Below are 18,695 nucleotides of genomic sequence, written 5' to 3'. Positions count from 1 at the left end.
GAGGTTCACCGCTCCGGTGCGCAGGGCGAGCGCGCTCATCTCGCTGAAGACGGTGGCGGCGACCTCGCCGCCGGGGCCGAAGGGGCTCGAGGAGGGCGGCTCCTCGGAGCCGTGCAGGGTGTTCGCCGCCGGCGGCGCGTACTGCCCGTAGCGGGCGGGCTGGGAGACGGGCTGCGCCTCGTTGCCGGCCGTCGCGTTCGGCGTGTACGGCGGCTGGGGGGCCGAGGAGGAGGGGTAGGGGACGGTCGGGTTCCCGCTCTCGCGGTGCGCTCCGCCCTGGTGGATCGGCTCGGTGGGCCCGGTGGTCGAGGACGACGCTCCGGAGCTCTCGCCGTGGGTGCGCTCGGTCGCCTCCCGGGCGCCGGACTCCGTCGGCGTGGTGGGTTCCTCCGGCTGACGAGGACCCTCGTGACTCTCGGTCATGGGTGCTGCTCCTTCCAAGCGGGGATAGCTTGGCGATCGTACCTGGGCGTTTCTTATGACGGGCCTGCGAGCGGGAAATGAAACCGGCCGGACGCCCCGAGCGGGCACACTGGGCACGTGAGCATTCCCGGATCCTGGTCCCGCGCCGCGGCGGGCGCCGGCCTCCTCGGCCCCGGCGGCGAGGTCGCCGCCACCGTCTTCAGCGAGATGAGCGCGCTCGCCCTGCGCACCGGAGCGGTGAACCTCGGCCAGGGCTTCCCGGACGAGGACGGCCCGCGCGAGATCCTCGACGCCGCGCGTGCCGCCATCGCGTCGGGCATCAACCAGTACCCGCCGGGTCCCGGCTTCCCCGTGCTGCGCGAGGCGATCGCCGCGCACCGGCTGCGCTTCTCCGGGATCGCCCTCGACCCCGACGGCGAGGTCCTCGTCACCACGGGTGCCACCGAGGCCCTCGCCGCGGCTCTGCTGGGCCTGCTCGAGCCGGGCGACGAGGTCCTCACCTTCACTCCGCACTACGACGCCTACGGAGCCCTGATCGCCCTCGCCGGAGGGGTGCACCGCACCGTGCTCCTGCGCGGCCCCTCCTTCACGGTCGACCATGACGAGCTGACCGCCGCGGTGAGCGACCGGACGAGGGTCATCCTGGTGAACGACCCGCACAACCCGACCGGTTCCGTCCTCCCGGCAGAGACCCGCGCACTGATCGTGCGGCTCGCCGAGCGGCACGACGCCCTGATCGTGACGGACGAGGTCTACGAGCACCTGCGCTTCGACACTCCGCACGTCCCGCTCGCCTCCCTTCCCGGAGCCTTCGAGCGGACACTCTCCGTCTCCTCGGCGGGCAAGACCTTCAGCACCACGGGCTGGAAGATCGGCTGGGTCACGGGCCCGCGCGAGCTGATCACGGCCGTCCTCGCGGTCAAGCAGTTCCTCACCTACGTCAGCGGCTCGCCGTTCCAGGGGGCCGTCGCCCTCGGGCTCGGGCTCCCGGACGCCTTCTTCACCGGCGTGGCGCGGACGCTGGCGGCCAAGAAGGACCTGCTGTCGGCGGGCCTGGCCGCGGCCGGCTTCGGCGTCGCGCCGTCCTCGGGCGGCTATTTCGTCGTCGCGGACGCGGCACCGCTCGGCTACGACGACGCAGTCGCGCTCTGCCGGGCGCTCCCGGAGCTCGCGGGAGTGGTGGCGGTGCCCGTGTCGGCGTTCTGCCGCCCCGAGGACGCCGCTGCCTACCGGTCGCTGGTCCGCTTCGCGTTCTGCAAGCGGTTCGAGGTGCTGGAGACGGCGGTCGCGGGCCTCGCTCGCATGCCACGCTGAGGAGCCGGCGGCACCGGATGCGGCCGACTCCCCGGCGCCGTGGCGGCGGTGGCGGCGCTCAGAGCGGGAGCACCCGGAAGCGCCGCAGCGCCAGAGCCGGGTTCGTCGCGCGCACCGCGTCGATCCGCTCGCGTGAGACCCAGGCGACGGCGACGTCCTCGACCTCGCCGAGAGTGGCGATCTCGACGCCCATCGGATCGACGATCATGCTCGTGCCGACCCCGATCGGCGGCGTCTGGTCGGCTGCGACGAGGTAGATCGTGTTCTCGAGCGCGCGAGCGGTGACCAGCGTCCGCCAGTGCGCCTCCTTAAGCGGGCCGCGCACCCACTCGGCCGGTGCCGCGATGACGTCGACCCCGGCGTCGACCAGCCAGCGGCTGACCTCGGGGAAGCGCAGGTCGTAGCAGGTCTGCAGCCCGACGACGAGGCCGCCGACCACGAAGGTCTCGGGCGCGGCGATCTCTCCCGCGGCGACCCACTTTGACTCGGTCCGGCCGAAGGCGTCGTACAGGTGCAGCTTGCGGTAGCGGGCCACTAGCACTCCCTCGGGGTCGAGCGCGACGAGCGTGTTCGCGATGCGCCGGCCGTCGACCGTTTCGACCATGCCCGCGACGAGGTGGATCCGGAGCTCGCGCGCGAGGGCTGCGAGACCCGTGACGAACGGCCCGTCGAGCGCCTCGCCCGCGGCGACCAGCTCGGGCCCGAGCGGATCGGTGAAGGCGGAGCTGTACTCCGGCAGCACCACGAGGCTCGCGCCGCGCTCGGCGGCGATCCGGGCCAGGCGCCCGATCGTCGCGAGGTTCGCCTCCCGGTCCTGCGTGGGAGCGAACTGCGCCACGGCCATGCCGACGGCGCCGGTCATCAGCTCGGCGGGTAGAGGAAGAGCGCCACCTGGGAGGCCGGGATGGTCCGCTTGTGGTACGCGTGGTCGTTGCCCCAGTTGTACTCCTCGAGCGAGACCGTGCCGTCGGAGTTGACGGCCTGCACGTACGCGACGTGATTGCCGGTGAACCAGGCGACCGCGCCGGGGACGGGCGTGCTGCTGGTCACCCAGCCGTGGGAGGCCCACTGGCCGGCCCACGCGTAGGCGCTGCCGCCGCCCGGGGTCATGTTGCCCCAGGTCCACTTGAAGGGGGCGCTCGTCGAGCCCTGGTCGCGGTTGATCCGCCAGGCGACGAAGTCGACGCACTCGCGGTAGTAGTACCGCAGCGGCGAGAGGCCGCCGCCCTGGTCGTCGGTGAGCTGGTCGCGCCAGGGGTAGTCGTCACCCTCCTCGCGGGGCGTGACCGAGGTGCTGGAGCCGCCGCTGCCCGCGGCGGCGCCGTCGATGCCGGTCGTGCCGGCCGCGGCCTGCGCCTCCTGGGCGAGGCGGGCGGTCTCGGCGTCACGCGCGGCCTGCTCGGCGGCGGCGAGGGCCCGCGCCTGAGCGGCGGCCTCGTCGAGCTGGGCCTGGGTCGGCGCGGTGAAGGAGTCGCGGATCACCTGCTCCTGCAGCGCGGTCGGCGCGACGGTGAGCTTCTGGTTGCCGAGCGCCTGCACGCGGGCGGCGGCCTCGACCGCGGCCTGCGAGTCGGGCACCGGATCGACGGAGTAGGCGGGGAGCGCGGAGACGGCCACCAGGCCCGCGATGGCGGCGAGGGCGACCGTGCTGACGGTCGTCCGGAAGACGCGGCCCCGGCGGCGCCGCACAGGGCGGACGGGCGTGAGGACCGGAGTGGCGACGCGTGCCGCGGGCAGCGCGTGCGGCGCCTGCCGCAGGCTCCGCCGGGTCGGCTGGTCGCCGACTCCCTCGTTCGAGCCGTCTTCCCCGCGTTCGTCCCTCACAGCAGCACCCCTCGCATCGGGGTCGAGCCTAACGTGAGGGCCGGTCCGGCACACGCGCTGGCGCGGAGCGTCGGGAGTCCGGTCCGCGGAGGCGGGTCGAGCGGGCTCGGCTCGTGGTCGGCGGCGCCGCGGACGGATCCGACGGTGACGCGGGCGGGTGACCGGAGTAGCGTCCGGAGCGGAGCGGGCGCGACGGTGCGGCCGCGGGACGGAGGACGGCGATGATCCGGAGCGAGAGGGCGTTCAGCGGCTTCAGCGTGGACGATGTGGAGGCGGCGCGGGCCTTCTACGGCGGAGTGCTGGGGCTCGAGGTCGAGGTGAACGCGATGGGGATCCTCGACATCCGGCTGCCGGGCGGAGGCCGCGCGATCGCGTACCCGAAGCCGGACCACGCGCCGGCGTCGTTCACGATCCTGAACTTCTCGGTGGAGGACGTCGACGCCGCGGTCGCCGAGCTGCACGCGGCGGGCGTCGCCACGGCGATCTACGACGACCCGTCGCTGCCGACCGATGCGGACGGGGTGATGCGCGGCCACGGACCGACGATCTGCTGGTTCCGCGATCCGTCGGGGAACGTGCTCAGCGTCATCGAGGCCGACTGACGCGCCGCCCGGGCGCCCCGGCCGCTGATCGCCGTTCTCGGACCGGCGTCAACGACGAAAGCCGGCCCTTCTCAGGACCGGCTTTCGCTTTCTTGTTGCGGGGGCAGGATTTGAACCTACGACCTCTGGGTTATGAGCCCAGCGAGCTACCGAACTGCTCCACCCCGCGGCACAAGAAGAGACACTACACGCGTTCCGGCGCCGGTGCAAATCGACGCGGTGGCGGGGCGGGCTCCGGTCTCAGGCGGGCTTGGCGGCGCGCAGCGGGGCGTCCTCGTCCACACTCAGCCCGACTGCCGTCAGTGCCGCGGCGAGCGCGGACGAGGGGCGCGACCAGGTGCGGACGTCGGCGTCGACGGGAGCGGACGACGAGGGGGCGATGAGCGCCACGCCGCCCGGGGCGAGGAACCACTCCACCAGCCGCGCCCACTCCTCCGCGTCGGGGAGCCACGAGACGACGCCGGCGCTGCTGAGCACCACGTCGAACGAGTCGGGCTCCGGCAGCATGTGCCGCAGCTCGTAGAGGTTCGCGCAGACGAAGCGGGCGGAGCCGGCGAGGTCCCGCTCCGCTGCGGCGGCGCGTGCTCGGCGCACGGCCGGCATCGAGAAGTCGACGCCCACCACGCGGGCGCCGCGCTGGGCGAGCTCGAGCGCGTCGAGCCCGTCGCCCGAGCCGAGCTGGAGTATCCGCGGCCCGGGGCCGCGGAGCGCCGCGGCGACGAGCTCCGGGTGGAGCGCACCCTCGCCGGTGCGCTCCTCCCAGTACGTGCGGTTGAGCTCGAGCCACTCCCCCGAGCGGAGGTGCTCGCCGCGGTCGACCTGCACCATGCGGGCTACTGGCCGCCCTCGGCCTGCAGCGCCCGCGAGAGCGCCTCGGTCAGCTGCTCGTCGGCCGCCGCGAACGCGGTCAGGTCACCGGACTTGAGCGCCGTCTCCCGGGCCGCGAGGGCGTCGCGAGCGTCGTTCAGCGCCTGCTGGAGCGCCGTCTGGTCCCCCGTGGTCGGCGTGGTGCCGGTCCCGCCGGTCGTGCCGCCCGCGTCGCCTCCGGTGTCGCCGCCCGAGGTGCCGGTGCCCGCGTCCGGAGTCGTCGGCGTGCCGGTGTCGCCCGCGTCGGCTCCCGAGTCGCCGCCGAAGAGGCTGTCGAGGGCCGCGTCGAGGGTGTCCTCGAAGGCGATGTCGTCGCCGAACGCGACCAGCACCTTCTGCAGGAGCGGGAAGCTCGTGTCTCCGTTGGAGCGCACGTAGATCGGCTGGACGTAGAGCAGGCCGCCGCCGACCGGCAGCGTGAGCAGGTTGCCCCTCGTGACGGTGGTGTCGCCGCGGGAGAGGATGTTCAGCTCGTTCGCGACCGTCGGGTCGGTCGTGAAGGCGTTCTGCACCTGGCCGGGACCGGGCACCGTGTCGTCCTTCGGCAGCTCGAGCAGGCGGAGGGTGCCGTAGCCGTCGGCCACGGAGCCCGCCGTCGAGCCGGCGTCGGAGTCGGCCACGAGGTAGCCGGTCAGCACGTTGCGGCTGGCCTGCGCGCCCTGGACGCTCGCCGGGATGTACGTCGAGTAGAGCGAGTACGACGGGACGTCCTGGTCCGGCGTCTGCAGCGTCAGGTAGTACGGCGGCTGCAGGCTGGTGCCGGTCGCGGCGGCCGTGGTCGCGGCTCCGCTGGTCGGGTCGTTCGGCGTCGCCCAGGCGTCCTCGCGGGAGTAGAAGGAGCCCGCGTCGGTGACGTGGTAGGTGCCGAGGACCGCGCGCTGGACCTTGAAGAGGTCCTCCGGGTAGCGGACGTGGCTGAGCAGCTCGCCCGACATGTCGCTCACGGGCTTCACCGTGGTCGGGAAGATCTTCTGCCAGGTCTGCAGGATCGGGTCCTCGGTGTCCCACGCGTAGAGCGTGACGCTGCCGTCGTACGCGTCGACCGTCGCCTTGACCGAGTTGCGGATGTAGTTGACGTCGTCGGTCGGGAACTGCTGCTGCGTGTTCGTGTCGGCGATCGCCTGCGAGAGGCTCTGCACCTCCGAGTACGGGTAGTCGGCCGAGGTGGTGTACCCGTCGACGACCCACTTCACGCGGCCGTCGACGACGGTCGGGTAGGCGTCGGAGTCGAGCTTGAGATACGGCGCGACCTTCTGGACGCGCTGCACGGGATCGCGGTCGTAGAGGATCTGCGAGTCGTCGTTCACGCCGTCCGAGAGGAAGATCTGCTCGGACTGGAACTTGATCGCGTAGACGAGCTTCTTGAAGACGTTGTCGAGAGCGGGGCCGCCGTCGCCGTCGAAGGTCGTGTAGGTCTGCTGCGCGCCGTCGGTGCCCGAGGGGTAGTCGAGCTCGATGTCGCGCGAGTCGTTGCCGCCCACGATCGAGTACGGCGGGGAGTTCTCGCCGAAGTAGATCCGCGGCTCGTAGTCGCCGAGGTCGCCCGTGGTCGGGACGCCGGACTCGATGAACACCGGCTCGCCGTCGGCCGAGCGCTGGTTGCCGTAGGCGGCGACCAGGCCGTAGCCGTGCGTGTAGACGAGCGTCTGGTTGTACCAGGTCTGGTTGGTGCCGAGGCCGTTGAGGTTCAGCTCGCGGACGCCGACCACGGCGTCCTGCGTCGATCCGTCGATGGAGTAGCGGTCGACGTCGAGCGCGTTCTGCGTGTCGCCGAACTTGTAGTACTGGCGGAACTGCTGCAGCTGCGAGAACGCGTCGGTGACCACGGCGGGGTCGAGGATGCGGATGTTCGCGGTGGTCTCGGCGTCCGAGCGCAGGGCGCCCGGCTCCGCGTCGGTGGTCGCTTCGTAGGGGATGACGTCGACGTCGCTCACCCCGTAGGCCTGGCGGGTCATGTCGATGTTGTTCTGGATGAAGGGCTGCTCGAGCGTGCGCTCGTTGGGCTCGACCTGGAACTTCTGCACGATCCACGGGTAGAGGGAGCCGACGAGCAGGCTCGACACGATCAGCAGCGCGGTGCCGATGACCGGGAAGCGCCAGCGGCCGATGAAGGCGGTGACGACGAAGAGGATCGCGACCAGCGCCGCGATGCCGGCCAGGATCTGCAGGCCCGGGATCGTGGCGTTGACGGTCGAGTAGGTGGCGCCGGTGATGCGGGGCCCCTGCTGCGCGAGCGTCGCGTACTGGTCGAGCCAGAGGCTGACCGCCTGCACGGCGAGGTAGAGGGCGGCGATGACCGCCAGCTGGATGCGCGAGGCCTTCGAGATGCGGATCTCGCGGCCGTTCACCCGGATCGCTCCGTAGAGGTAGCCGGTGGCGAGGGTCGCGAACGCCGAGATCAGGAGGACCGCCGACGCGAAGCCGACGATGCTCTGGTAGAAGGGCAGCTCGAAGAGGTAGAACGACGTGTCGAGGCCGAACTGCGGATCCGTGGTGCCCGAGGGCGTGCGGTTCCAGAAGGTGAGGCTCGTCTGCCAGCGGGTGGCGGAGGACACGCCGGCGAAGAGGCCGAGCACCGCGGGGATCCCGAAGGTGGCCAGGCGCCGCAGCGGCTCCACGACCTGCTGGTAGCGGTCGATCTGCGAGTTGAGCTTCGCGTAGACCGGCCGGAGGCGGTACGCCAGCATCAGGCTGATGAACACCGGCACGGCCATGGCGACGAAGCCGATGACGAAGAGCCCGCCCGCCGCCGCCCACTGCGTCGTGAGGACGGAGAGGAAGCCGAGCTGGTCGTACCAGAGGATGTCGGTGTACAGACCGGCGAAGACGAAGAACGCCACCACCAGGACGGCCACCACCACGACAGTGACGGCGAGGACGCTCCGTCTTTTCCGCGGCGGGGTTTCGGTTGCTGTGGAACTCACGTGAGGGCCTCTTGCTGTCGAGATGTGAGGGGAGGCCACCCATGCTATGCGACGGCTGTCCGGCTCACCTGGGCGTCGACCCGGGGTCGGCGGGTGGGATCAGTCGAGGGGAGCGGCGGTGCTGCAGTCCGGCAGGCCGGAGGTGTCGCCCGCGGCGATGCCCTTCAGGGCGGCGAGGGCGTCGTCGAGGGTCGAGACCGCGAGCACGTCGAGCCCGTCGGGGACGTGGCCGACGACCTCGTTGCAGTTGGTCGCGGGTGCGAGGAAGTACTCCGCGCCGGCGCCCTTCGCCCCGTAGAGCTTCTGGCGGATCCCGCCGATGGCGCCGACCTCGCCGGCCGCGTCGATCGTGCCGGTCCCGGCGACGCTCCGCCCGCCGTTGAGCTCGCCCTCGGTGAGCTTGTCGATGATCCCGAGGGCGAACATCATGCCCGCGCTCGGCCCGCCCACGTCGTCCAGCTGGATGTCGACCTCGAACGGGAAGTCGAAGGCCGCGCCGGGGAGGACGCCGATGACGGCGGCGCCGTTCGAGTCGCGCGGCGTGACCTCCACCTCCTGCCGTGCGCCCTCGCGCTCGATGCTGATCTGCACCGGGGAGCCGGTGCCCAGGGTCTGCAGGGTCGCGCGCAGGGCGATCGCGTCGGCGACAGGGGTCCCGGCGACCGCGAGGATCTCGTCCCCCGCCTCCAGGACGCCCTCGGCAGGGGAGCCCTCGGGCACCTGCACGACCGAGACGCGCTGCTCGACGGGGTGGCCGAGCTCGGTGAGCGCGGCGGCGATCGCCTCCTGCTGGGAGTCGGTCATCTCGGCCTGGTTCGCCTCGTCGCGCTCCTCGACCGTGGAGGAGGGAGGGAAGATCGCGTCGACCGGGACGACCGCCTTGGTCCGGTCGAACCAGGCGCTCGCGACCTCGACCCAGTTGGGGAGGCTCTGCGGGTTGCCGACGACCGAGACGGTGAGCATGTCGAGCGTGCCGGCCGTGGGGTAGGTGGTGCGGTCCGGGATCGAGATGAGGGGGACGTCCTTGCTGCTGCCCAGGGTGTCGAAGACCGGGCCGGGCTGCTCGATCACGTAGGGGGCGGGCGCGACGCCCAGGCCGACCACGAGGGCGACTCCCGAGAGGAGGACGACCGGTCCGACCCACGGGCGGCGCGGGGAGGAGGAGGGGCGCGGGTCGTCGGAGAACAGCGACACGGGGGCCTTTCTGGCAACGGGTGGAGCGGCTCCGCCGGGATGTTCGCGGCGGGCGGAAGCGGGCTGGGCCCGAGCGGTGCTCTGCACGCCGAGGCCCCGGGCGCTCGGGCTAACGTAGCTTGCACGACTGGGAGTCGCGCCGGAACCGGCGCCCCGTGCAGGGCCGCGGAAGCGGTGCGGCGACCGGATTCACGTGAGCGACGGAGGGCTGATCCCGATGGCCGATGGCGACAGTGCGGACCGAGCGGGCGGCGGCTCCGAGGACGAGTTCCGGGAGATGCTGCGGCAGTTCCTCTCGGGGAACGGCCCGGTCGACCCCTCGCAGCTCGCCGGTGCGGCGGGCCTGCCGAACGATCCGGTAGCCCTGCAGAACCTGCTCTCGCAGCTGCAGAGCGCGATGCAGCAGAACGGCGACGGCGGCGTCAACTGGACGCTCTCGCTCGAGCAGGCGAAGCAGCTCGCGCGCGCCGAGTCCGCGCCGGTGTCCGACTCCGTGCGGGCGCCGATCGACGCGGCCTTCGGCGTCGCCGCGCTCTGGCTGGACGAGGTCGCGTACGTCTCCGAGCTGAGCCGCACGCCGCGCTCGATCAGCCGCCTCGAGTGGATCTCCCTGACGATGCCGGTCTGGACCCAGCTCGCCGAGCCGGTGGCGCTGAGCATCTCGGACGCGCTGACCCGCGTGCTCCGCGAGCAGGCCCCGGAGGAGATGCAGGCGATGATCGCCGGCGCCGAGGGCATGATGCGCGGGATCGGCGGCACCCTGTTCGCCCTGCAGCTGGGCCAGGTCGTCGGGCAGCTCGCCGCCGAGGTCGTCTCGGGCGGCGACATCGGCATCCCGCTGCTGGAGGAGAACGACGCGGCGATCCTGCCGCAGAACGTCGCCGCGTTCGGCGAGGGCCTCGACATCCCGCTGGACCAGGTGCAGCTGTACCTGGCGGTCCGCGAGCTCGCGCACGCCCGCCTGTTCCGCCACGGCAAGTGGCTCCGCCTCGCCCTCATCTCGCAGATCACCGACTTCGCGCGCGGGATCAGCATCGACACCACCCGCCTCGAGGAGCTGGCCGAGGGCTTCGACCCGTCGAACCCCGAGGAGCTCCGCGACGCGATGACCTCCGGCGCGCTCATCCCGCCGAAGACGGAGGAGCAGCTCGCCGCGCACGGCCGGCTCGAGACCGTCCTCGCCCTCATCGAGGGCTGGGTCGACGTGGTCACCGCGGCGGCGACCACGCGCCTGCCCAGCGCCGGGGCGATCGCCGAGACGGTCCGTCGCCGCCGCGCCTCCGGCGGACCGGCCGAGTCCGCCTTCGCGACCCTCGTCGGCCTGGAGCTGCGCCCGCGCCGCCTCCGCGAGGCCGCCGCGATGTGGCAGGCCGTGACCGACGCCGTCGGGCCCGAGGCCCGCGACTCACTCTGGTCGCACCCCGACCTGCTCCCCGGCTCGGAGGACCTGGACGACCCGAGCGCGCTCGTCGCCCGGCTCACGGCCGAGGCCCGCGGCGAGACCCCGGAGCCCGACGAGATGGACCGCGCGCTGGAGGACCTGCTGAACGGCACGATGCCGCGCGAGCGCGACGGCGCCTCCGGAGACGCTCCGGACACGGCCGACGACGCCGGCTCGCCGGACGACGACGACCGCGGCTCCTCCCCCACGGGCGACCGCCCCGTCTGATCCCGTCCGTCGCCCGCCTGTGGACAACTCGCGCGGCGCCGGGCCGGTCTCGGCCATGATCGCCGGATGGTGCTCCGGCTCGATCCTCGACTCCCTCTGCTCTGGCGCTCCGCGACCGCGGTCCAGCTCGGCCTGGACCGTCCGCACGCGGTCCTGGACGGCGTCGGCTACCCGGAGGAGCTCCTGCTCGACGCGCTCCGCGTGGGCACCAGCGCCGGCACCGTCCGCCTGATCGCGACGCGCGCCGGAGCGAGCGAGGCGCGGGTCGACGAGGTGCTCGAGGCGCTCCGGCCGGTCCTGCTGCGCAGCATCGAGCCCGGCCCTCCCCCGGCACCGCGGGTCGTCGTCGAGGGGACGGGCGCGGCACCGGACGCACTGCGCACACTCCTCCGGAGCGAGGGCTGCTCGCTGCTCGCCGACGACGGGACGCCGGACCTCGCCGTCCTGATCGCCGACTTCGCCGTCGCCCCCGTCCGCGCCGCGCACTGGCTCGCGGCCGACGTGCCGCACCTGGCGGTCGTGTTCGGCGACGAATCGGTGCGCCTCGGACCCCTGGTGGAGCCGGGGTCCGGACCGTGCCTGCACTGCGCCGAGCGGGACCGCATGGACCTCGATCCGGATCGCGCGCGCCTCGTGATCCAGGTGCTCGGCCGCTCGGCTCCCACTCGCACGCCCCTCGCCGGCGCGGCGATCGCCGTGGCGGCCGCCGACGCCGTGCTGCGGCGGCTCCTCGCGGGTTGGCGCGGGCTCCGCGCGGCCGAGCGGATCTACAGCGACGCCTCCGGAGCCTTCACCGTGCGGGAGCGGGAGCCGCACCCCGAGTGCGCGTGCCGAGCTCTTCGAGGAAGCGCGACGGCTCCCTCCGCGTGACGCGGCCGACCGTCGAGCGCGCCCACGACAGGCGCAGGCGCCGGCGGGCCCGGGTGATGCCGACGTAGAGGAGGCGCCGCTCCTCGTCGATCGCCTCGAGGCCGGCGGCGTACGAGATCGGCAGCAGGCCCTCGGCGAGCCCCATCAGGTGCACCGACTCCCACTCGAGGCCCTTCGCCGAGTGCAGCGTGGCGAGGGTGACCGCGCCGCGGTCCGGCTCGTGATGCACCTGCTGGCGCGCGATCAGGTCGTCGGTGAACTGCCGGAAGGTCCATCCGGAAGGAGCCTCGTCGACGAGGCGGGCCAGCGTGTCCAGCGACTCCCACCGGTCGCGCACCGCACCGGGCGCCGACGGCGGCTCGGCGCTCCAGCCGAGCGAGCGGAGGACGTCGCTCACCGACTTGAACAGCGGCTCGCCGCTGATCGACACGGACGCCGCGCGCAGCTGCATCACGGCCTGCTTCACCTCGGGGAGGTCGAAGAAGCGCTTGCCGCCGCGCATGTGCGCGCTCACTCCCCGCTCGTGCAGGGCGTGCTCGATGACCGCCGACTGGCTGTTGGTGCGGAAGAGCACGGCGATGTCGGAGGGGCGCACCCCCGCCTCGATGTCGGCCGCGACCCGCGCCGCGATGCCGCGCGCCTCCGCGATGTCGTCCGGGTAGGCGTCGATCGCGGGCTCCGGCGCCTCGGCCGCGGCGACGGCGTGGAGCGAGAGCGCGCCGGGCCTGCCCCGCATGAGGCGGTTCGCGGTCTGCACGATCGGCACGGCCGAGCGGTAGTTCTCCTCCAGGCGCACGACGGTGGCGGCCGGCCAGCGGGACGGGAAGTCGAGGAGGTAGTCGGCCCGCGCACCCGCGAAGGCGTAGATGGTCTGGCTGGCGTCGCCGACGACGCAGAGGTCGCTCCGGTCGCCGAGCCAGAGCTCCAGGAGCCGCTGCTGCAGCGGCGAGACGTCCTGGTACTCGTCGACGACGAAGAAGCGGTACTGCTCGCGCACCTGCATCGCCATCGCGGGCTCGGACTCGAGCATCCCGGCGGTCACGAGCAGGACGTCCTCGAAGTCGATCTGGCGGCGCTGGTCTTTCAGCCCCTCGTACTCGTCCACGAGCGCGACCGTCTGCTCCAGGGTGAGCCGTCCGGGCAGGGGGCGCGTGCGGGCGGCGACGGCGTACTGCTCGAGGGAGAGGGCGGACACCTTCCGCCACTCGATCTCGGCCGAGAGGTCGCGGAGCGTCGCCGTGTCGAGCTTCAGGCGGAGCCGCTCGGCCGCGTGCCCGAGCAGGCGGGCCTTGCCGTCGAGCAGCTGGGGCATCGTGCCCCCCACCAGCTGCGGCCAGAAGTAGCCGAGCTGCGAGAGGGCGGCGGCGTGGAAGGTGCGGGCCTGGACGCCGCCGGCGCCGAGCACCCGCAGGCGCGAGCGCAGCTCGGCCGCGGCGCGGCTGGTGAAGGTCAGGGCCATGACGCGACCCGGCGTGTAGACGCCGGTCGCCACTCCGTGAGCGATGCGGTGCGTGATCGTCCGGGTCTTGCCGGTGCCCGCGCCCGCGAGGACGCAGACCGGTCCCAGCAGCGCCTCCGCCGCCTCGCGCTGCCCCTCGTCGAGTCCGTCGAGCAGGGTCACGCGATCGGGCCGTTCTCCAGCTCGCCTCCGTACCAGTCCTCGATCATCGCTCGGGCGATGGACGAGCGGCCGGGCAGCAGCACGGACTCGAGGGACTCGTGCAGCTGCTGCCGGGTGAACCAGCGCAGCTCGACGATCTCCTCGCCGTCCGGGAGCAGGTCCTCCGGGGACTGGTCCTCGGCGAGGCGGGCGGTGAAGCCGACCATGAGAGAGGCGGGGAACGGCCAGGGCTGCGAGCCCAGGTACTGCGGGTCGACGACGCGCATGCCCGACTCCTCGCCGATCTCGCGGATCACGGCGGCCTCGAGCGACTCGCCCGGCTCGACGAAGCCGGCGAGGAGGGAGAAGCGGCCGGTGCCCCACATCGCGTTCGAGCCGAGGAGGAGGCGGTCGTCCGCGTCGAGGACGCAGACGATGATCGCCGGGTCGGTCCGCGGGAAGACCTGGCTGCCGTCGGTGGGCGAGCGGCGGACCCAGCCGCCCTGCTCGACGACGGTCGGATCGCCGTTGCGGGGCGAGTAGCCGTGCGAGGCGTGCCAGTTCGCGATGGCGAGGGCCTCGGTGAACAGGCCCGCGTCGCGGTCGCTCAGGCGTTCGGCGATCGGGCGCAGGCCGCTCCACCGCTCCTCGTCGGGCTCGAGCTCGGCGGCGGCCGCGTCGGTGAGGACCGTCGCGATCACGGGAGTGCCGACCGGCTCGCCGGGGGCCTCCGCGAGCGTGCGGCCGAGGTAGATCCGGAGGGTGCCGGCGGTCACGTCCTCGGGGCGGCGCAGGAGGAGGCTGTCGGCCTCGACCAGGGTCCGGTCGTGGTGCAGGACGAGCACGCGGGTGGCGGGATCGGCGAGCAGCTCGTCGAAGAGCGCGGGCCGCGAGCGTCCGACGCCGTCGCGGTCGGCCGCCTGTCGCGAGAGCGGGAGGCGATCGGCGAAGGGCAGTGACATCCGGGGCTCATTTCGTGACGGGGGCCGCGAGGACCGCTGTCGCGGGCCTTCGACGGCATCGGCGGGACAGCGCGTGGCGGCGGGCCGGCCGGGCACGAGCCGCCTACCCTGGAAACCATGGCCAGATCCCATCTCACTCTAGCCGCGCTGGCCACCTCGGCCGTCGAGGGCCTCGACGTCCGCTCCGCGCGCCCCTTCACGTCCTCGACGCACGGCGACTTCGACTCCGCCCTGCTGACGACGCGCGAGGGCGCCCGCCTCGTCGTGCGCGTGCCGACGTCCGCGCTGGCGGAGCAGGAGCAGCTCGGCGACCTCGTCGCGCTCCGGGCGCTGACCGCCGGCATCCGCAGCCGACTGCCGTTCGATCTGCAGGAGAGCGTGGGGCAGACGCCGTTCGACGGCACCCGCGCGGTCGTCTACGAGTACCTCGAGGGCGACCGCGTCCTCATCGACGACGTGGCCGCGCAGAGCGGGCTCGCCGACTCGATCGGCCGGGCCGTCGGAGCGATCCACTCGCTCCCGGTGTCGTTCGTCCAGGAGGCGGGCCTGCCGATCGCGAACGCGCGCGACAGCGTGAACGAGACGGTCGCCGTGATCGAGCGCGCGGCCGACACCGGCCACGTCCCGGCGGCGCTCGTCGCGCGCTGGGAGTCGGCCTCCTCCGACGAGGCGCTCTGGCAGTTCGACCCGACCGTGGTGAACGGCTCGATGACGGCCGACTCCTTCCTCCGCTCGGGCGACGTGGTCGCGGCCGTGCTCGGCTGGGCGGCACTGCGGGTCGGCGACCCGGCGCGCGACCTGCACTGGCTGCTGAGCGCCCCGGGCTCCGAGACGGCGCTCTCGGCCTACTCCCGGATGCGCGCGGGAGCGGTGGACCGCACGATCCGCCAGCGCGCCCAGCTCTACGCCGAACTCGAGCTCGCCCGCTGGCTGCTGCACGGCACCGAGACCGACGACTCCGCCATCGTGGACGACGCGGTCGCGATGCTGGACACGCTGGTCGACAGCGTGCTCGGCGACCTCTCCGCGCCCCTCTCGACCGACACCGGCCCGGTGCTGGAGGTCTCGGAGGTCGAGGAGCTGCTCAACCGCACGCCGGGAGCCCGCACGGGCTCCTCCGCTCACGGCCGCGGGCTCGCTCCCGTCGCCGAGGAGAGCGACTCCGCGAGCTCGCGCTCGGAGTAGAACCGCTCGGGCCGCAGCACGAGGTCGTCGGCGACGAAGTAGAACACGGCGTCGACGCTCTCGAGCGGCACTCCCCGCCAGCGCGAGTAGGCGAGCCGGTACAGCGCGAGTTGGAACTGCTTGAGCTCGAGGTCGGCGGCGTCCTTCGGCGCCCGCCCGGTCTTCCAGTCGACGATCTGCACGCCGTCCTCCGTCGGGTACACCGCGTCGAGCTTGCAGACGACGACATGGCCGGCGAGCTGGAGGTGGATCTCGATCTCGACCGCCTCCGGGCGCCGGTCGGCCCACTCCGAGCGCTCGAAGGTCGCGATCAGGGCGTCGAGCCGCTCCTGCTCGACACTCGCGGGACCGGCGTCGTCGAGCTCGTCGGGGAAGGTGTCGACCGCCTCGGCCCCGCCCTGGACGCCGAAGCGGTTCTCGACCCAGGAGTGGAAGGTCGTGCCGAGCCGGGTCTGCCGGTAGGGGCGCTCCGGCATCGGCCGGCGCAGCTGCGCCGCGACCTCGTCCGGCGTGCTGACGATGTCCTTGAACCGGGAGGCGGGGATGCGGGTGGGCAGCGGGGTCCGCTCGCCCCCGGCAAGCCGCACCGCCCGCTCGGCGAGCAGCAGGCGGATGTCGTCGCCGCGCGCTCCGAGCAGGGCGGGCTCGGCGCTGCGGACCCGGGCGGCGGCGGCGCGGACCCGGTCGCCGCGGGAGCCGAGCGGATCGTGCGGCCAGCGGAACGTGCGCGGGGCCCGCTCGAGCGGGTTCTCCTCGTTCGCGGGCTCGGTCGGCAGCGGCGGGATCGTTCCGGCCTCCTCGAGGTCGCGGAGGAAGACGCCCGGTCCGCGCGGCTTCGCCTGGCCGGCCCACCACGAGCCGCTGAGCAGGAGGTGGTGACGCGCCCGCGTGACGGCCACGTAGGCGAGACGCCGCTCCTCCGCCTCGTTGCGCTCGCGGAGAGTGTCGCCGAACGCTCCGATCGCGTCGACGACCTCCTTCTGCGTGCTGCAGCCGCGCCAGGCGAGATCGGGGAGCTCGGCGGCGTCGCCGCGGAACGCGTAGGGCATCGCGCCCAGCCTGACCCAGCCGCGGAAGCCCTCGACCGGCGTGCCGGGGAGCTCGCCGTCGACCATCCTCGGGACGGCGACGAGGTCCCACTCCAGGCCCTTGGAGCCGTGGATCGTCAGCAGCTGCACCGTCCCCGGCTCCGGGTCCTCCGGTCGCGGGGCCAGGCCGTCGCGCTTGTCCGCGAGGACGAGCCAGCGGAGGAATCCGCGGAGGGAGGACCCGGTGCCGGCGCCGCGGTCGTCCGTCTGCAGGTACCCGGCCACCGCCTCGCGGAACGCCTCGAGGTTGGCGCGGCCGTCCCCGCGCGACTCGTTCGCCTCGACCTCGATGTCCAGGCCCAGCTCCTGCTCGACCAGGGTGACGAAGTCGAGGAGGTCGAGCCCGGCCCGGGCGCGCAGCCGGGCGAACAGGGTGCCCGCCTCATGCAGGCGCCGCAGGCCCTCGGCGCTGAACCCGCCGAGCGCGGAGTGGTCGATCCGCCCGTCGTCGCCGGGGCGGCGCGCCGCGATGAAGTCGAGGGCCTCGACGATCGAGCCGCCCTCGCCCTCGGTGACGGAGGCGCGCATCCGCTCGCGCACCGCCTCCGGGAGCAGCCGGTGCGCGTGGTCGCGCGCCGCGAGCCACGAGGCGAGGTCGCGCAGCGCCTTGAGGTCGCGGACCCCCAGACGCCAGCGGGCGCCGGCCAGGAGGCGGACGAGCTCGCTGCCGGCGGCCGGGTCCTCGACCACGGTGAGCGCGGCGACGAGGTCGGCGATCTCGGGCTGCCGCAGCAGGCCTCCGATGCCGAGGATGTGGTACCGGACGCCGTGCTTCGCGAGCGCGGCGGCGAAGCGGTCCATGTGCGCGCGCACCCGGAAGAGCACCGCGGCCGACGGCGGCTCGGCGCTCTGGCGCAGGCGCCCGGCGAACCAGGCGGCGACGTCGTCCGCCTCCTCCTCGATCGTCTCGGGGAAGGTGAGCTCGACCGGGTGCTCGGAGGCCTGCGGACCCGCGCTCAGCGTGTCGACCGCGACCGCGCTCCCCGCCGACAGCGGCTCCACGATCGCGTTCGCGGCGGTCAGCACGCGGCGGCCGTTGCGCCAGCTCGTGCTGAGGGAGAAGCGGCCCGCTCCCCCGAAATCGGTGCCGAAGCGGCCGAGCCCCTCGGCGCTCGCACCGCGCCAGCCGTAGATCGACTGGTGCGGGTCTCCCACGGCCATCACTCCCTGCCCGGCGAAGAGCCGCGAGAGGAGGCGGGTCTGCAGCACGGAGGTGTCCTGGTACTCGTCGAGGAGCACCACCCGGTACCTCGCGCGGTGCTCGTCCACGATCCGCGGCACCCGGTCGACGATCCTCAGCGCGAGGGCGACCTGGTCCGAGAACTCGACGAAGCCGCGCTCGGCCTTCGCCTCCTGGAACCGCTCGGCGAGCGCCGTCAGCACCGGCAGCGCGCCCACGGCCTGCAGCGCCTTCTCGAGCTCGCGGTAGAGCCCCGAGCCGCTGCCTCCGCGCGGCAGCTCGCCCAGGCGGAGGAAGTCCTCGGCGAACGCCGCGACCGCGGCCGGATCGGCGAGGTTGTCGGCGAGGTCGTGCGCGAGCGAGACGACGAGGTCGGTCAGCCGGTCGATCCCGGCCTCCACCTCGAGGATGCGCGGATCGGCCGTGTCGGCCACGACTCCCCGCGCGAGATGCCAGGCGGAGGCCTCGGAGAGCACGGTCGCGTCCCCCTCGCGGCCGATCAGGGCGGCGTTGTCGCGGAAGATCGTGTTCGCGAAGGCGTTGTAGGTCGAGACGGTGGCGGCCTCGAACGGGTCGGGCGTCGTCTGCCCTGGCGCGAGCGGGAGCAGGCCCGCCGCGCCGAGCTGGTCGATCCTCCGTCCGATGCGCTCGCCGAGCTCGGCCGCCGCCTTGCGGGTGAAGGTGAGGCCGAGCACCTCCGACGGCGCCGCGTGGCCGTTCGCGAGGAGCCAGAGGACGCGGTTGGCCATCGTCTCGGTCTTGCCGCTGCCGGCACCGGCGACCACGAGGGCCGGCTCGAGCGGCGCTTCGATGACGGCGCGCTGCTCGGCGGTGGGCGGGCGCAGGTCGAGTCGCTCGGCGATGGTCAGGGCGTCGATCACGGCAGCTCCTCCTCGGAGACGGCGGCGCGCGAGGCGCCGACGGTGGCGCGGCTGCTGCGCGAGCGGCGGCTGCGCGACGGTGTTCCGTGGCGGCGGATGGCGGTCGTCGTGC

Annotated in this window: 14 protein-coding genes and 1 tRNA gene; 5 read left to right on the top strand and 10 right to left on the bottom strand. The window is 73.5% G+C overall.

The genetic code is table 11. The features are described from left to right. Nucleotides 1-423 (bottom strand): hypothetical protein (locus C5C24_RS16195; RefSeq protein WP_219812890.1); only part of this gene is annotated, 423 nt, incomplete at its 3' end. A 117-nt stretch (nt 424-540) separates the two neighbouring features. Here C5C24_RS16195 and C5C24_RS16190 point away from each other — a divergent pair. Next, on the top strand, nt 541-1,737 hold the full coding sequence (locus C5C24_RS16190) for an aminotransferase class I/II-fold pyridoxal phosphate-dependent enzyme (RefSeq protein WP_104305451.1): 1,197 nt from the start codon (nt 541-543) through the stop codon (nt 1,735-1,737). A gap of 58 nt (nt 1,738-1,795) precedes the next feature. Here C5C24_RS16190 and C5C24_RS16185 read toward each other — a convergent pair whose 3' ends face one another. Beyond that, nucleotides 1,796-2,599, bottom strand: coding sequence for a carbon-nitrogen hydrolase family protein (locus tag C5C24_RS16185; RefSeq protein ID WP_104305450.1), 804 nt, complete (start codon nt 2,597-2,599; stop codon nt 1,796-1,798). Beyond that, nucleotides 2,599-3,561 (bottom strand): CHAP domain-containing protein, encoded by a 963-nt coding sequence (locus C5C24_RS16180; protein WP_104305449.1) that lies wholly within the window; start codon nt 3,559-3,561, stop codon nt 2,599-2,601. Before C5C24_RS16180 ends, C5C24_RS16185 begins: the two co-directional genes overlap by 1 nt. Nucleotides 3,562-3,782: 221 nt before the next feature. Between C5C24_RS16180 and C5C24_RS16175 the strand changes: the two genes are divergently transcribed. Then, the gene (locus tag C5C24_RS16175; RefSeq protein WP_104280745.1) at nt 3,783-4,163 is read left to right on the top strand and encodes a VOC family protein; all 381 of its coding nucleotides are present in this window, start codon (nt 3,783-3,785) and stop codon (nt 4,161-4,163) included. Between the two features lie 95 nt (nt 4,164-4,258). Here the strand turns inward: C5C24_RS16175 and C5C24_RS16170 are convergent. The 4 genes from C5C24_RS16170 to C5C24_RS16155 form a co-directional block, all read right to left on the bottom strand. After that, a tRNA-Met gene (locus C5C24_RS16170) sits at nt 4,259-4,332 on the bottom strand. Nucleotides 4,333-4,403: 71 nt separating this feature from the next. Continuing rightward, on the bottom strand, nt 4,404-4,991 hold the full coding sequence (locus C5C24_RS16165) for a bifunctional 2-polyprenyl-6-hydroxyphenol methylase/3-demethylubiquinol 3-O-methyltransferase UbiG (protein WP_104305448.1): 588 nt from the start codon (nt 4,989-4,991) through the stop codon (nt 4,404-4,406). A gap of 5 nt (nt 4,992-4,996) precedes the next feature. After that, complete coding sequence (locus tag C5C24_RS16160) at nt 4,997-7,954, bottom strand: UPF0182 family protein (RefSeq protein WP_181135560.1); 2,958 nt, start codon at nt 7,952-7,954, stop codon at nt 4,997-4,999. 99 nt (nt 7,955-8,053) lie between these two features. Beyond that, the gene (locus tag C5C24_RS16155) at nt 8,054-9,148 is read right to left on the bottom strand and encodes a PDZ domain-containing protein (protein ID WP_104305447.1); all 1,095 of its coding nucleotides are present in this window, start codon (nt 9,146-9,148) and stop codon (nt 8,054-8,056) included. A gap of 217 nt (nt 9,149-9,365) precedes the next feature. On the opposite strand from C5C24_RS16155, the gene C5C24_RS16150 reads away from it, so the two are divergent. Next, nucleotides 9,366-10,817, top strand: a complete 1,452-nt coding sequence (locus C5C24_RS16150; RefSeq protein WP_104277662.1) for a zinc-dependent metalloprotease — start codon at nt 9,366-9,368, stop codon at nt 10,815-10,817. Nucleotides 10,818-10,883: 66 nt separating this feature from the next. After that, nucleotides 10,884-11,687 (top strand): hypothetical protein, encoded by an 804-nt coding sequence (locus C5C24_RS16145; protein WP_104277648.1) that lies wholly within the window; start codon nt 10,884-10,886, stop codon nt 11,685-11,687. Here the strand turns inward: C5C24_RS16145 and C5C24_RS16140 are convergent. Both C5C24_RS16140 and nudC read right to left on the bottom strand, forming a co-directional pair. Beyond that, nucleotides 11,608-13,308, bottom strand: a complete 1,701-nt coding sequence (locus C5C24_RS16140; RefSeq protein ID WP_104305446.1) for an ATP-dependent helicase — start codon at nt 13,306-13,308, stop codon at nt 11,608-11,610. The genes C5C24_RS16145 and C5C24_RS16140 overlap by 80 nt on opposite strands. After that, the gene (gene nudC, locus C5C24_RS16135; protein ID WP_104305445.1) at nt 13,305-14,249 is read right to left on the bottom strand and encodes an NAD(+) diphosphatase; all 945 of its coding nucleotides are present in this window, start codon (nt 14,247-14,249) and stop codon (nt 13,305-13,307) included. Before nudC ends, C5C24_RS16140 begins: the two co-directional genes overlap by 4 nt. Nucleotides 14,250-14,366: 117 nt before the next feature. On the opposite strand from nudC, the gene C5C24_RS16130 reads away from it, so the two are divergent. Continuing rightward, nucleotides 14,367-15,434, top strand: coding sequence for a phosphotransferase (locus tag C5C24_RS16130; protein WP_104305444.1), 1,068 nt, complete (start codon nt 14,367-14,369; stop codon nt 15,432-15,434). On the opposite strand, the gene C5C24_RS16125 is transcribed toward C5C24_RS16130, so the two are convergent. Further along, nucleotides 15,371-18,583, bottom strand: a complete 3,213-nt coding sequence (locus C5C24_RS16125; protein WP_104280751.1) for an ATP-dependent DNA helicase — start codon at nt 18,581-18,583, stop codon at nt 15,371-15,373. The two genes, C5C24_RS16130 and C5C24_RS16125, sit on opposite strands and share 64 nt — an antisense overlap. Nucleotides 18,584-18,695: the final 112 nt, after the last annotated feature.

The sequence above is a fragment of the Rathayibacter sp. AY2B3 genome, assembly GCF_002931755.1.
Taxonomy (GTDB): Bacteria; Actinomycetota; Actinomycetes; order Actinomycetales; family Microbacteriaceae; genus Rathayibacter.
Note: the sequence above shows the minus strand (reverse complement) of the source record. Positions and strands in the feature narration are given on the sequence as shown.

What these genes read in the sequence shown, in the direction of transcription:
- C5C24_RS16185 (WP_104305450.1), bottom strand. Translation starts at nt 2,599, where the DNA reads ATGACCGGCGCCGTCGGCATGGCCGTGGCGCAGTTCGCTCCCACGCAG.
- C5C24_RS16175 (WP_104280745.1), top strand. Translation starts at nt 3,783, where the DNA reads ATGATCCGGAGCGAGAGGGCGTTCAGCGGCTTCAGCGTGGACGATGTG.
- C5C24_RS16165 (WP_104305448.1), bottom strand. Translation starts at nt 4,991, where the DNA reads ATGGTGCAGGTCGACCGCGGCGAGCACCTCCGCTCGGGGGAGTGGCTC.
- C5C24_RS16150 (WP_104277662.1), top strand. Translation starts at nt 9,366, where the DNA reads ATGGCCGATGGCGACAGTGCGGACCGAGCGGGCGGCGGCTCCGAGGAC.
- C5C24_RS16145 (WP_104277648.1), top strand. Translation starts at nt 10,884, where the DNA reads ATGGTGCTCCGGCTCGATCCTCGACTCCCTCTGCTCTGGCGCTCCGCG.
- nudC (WP_104305445.1), bottom strand. Translation starts at nt 14,249, where the DNA reads ATGTCACTGCCCTTCGCCGATCGCCTCCCGCTCTCGCGACAGGCGGCC.
- C5C24_RS16130 (WP_104305444.1), top strand. Translation starts at nt 14,367, where the DNA reads ATGGCCAGATCCCATCTCACTCTAGCCGCGCTGGCCACCTCGGCCGTC.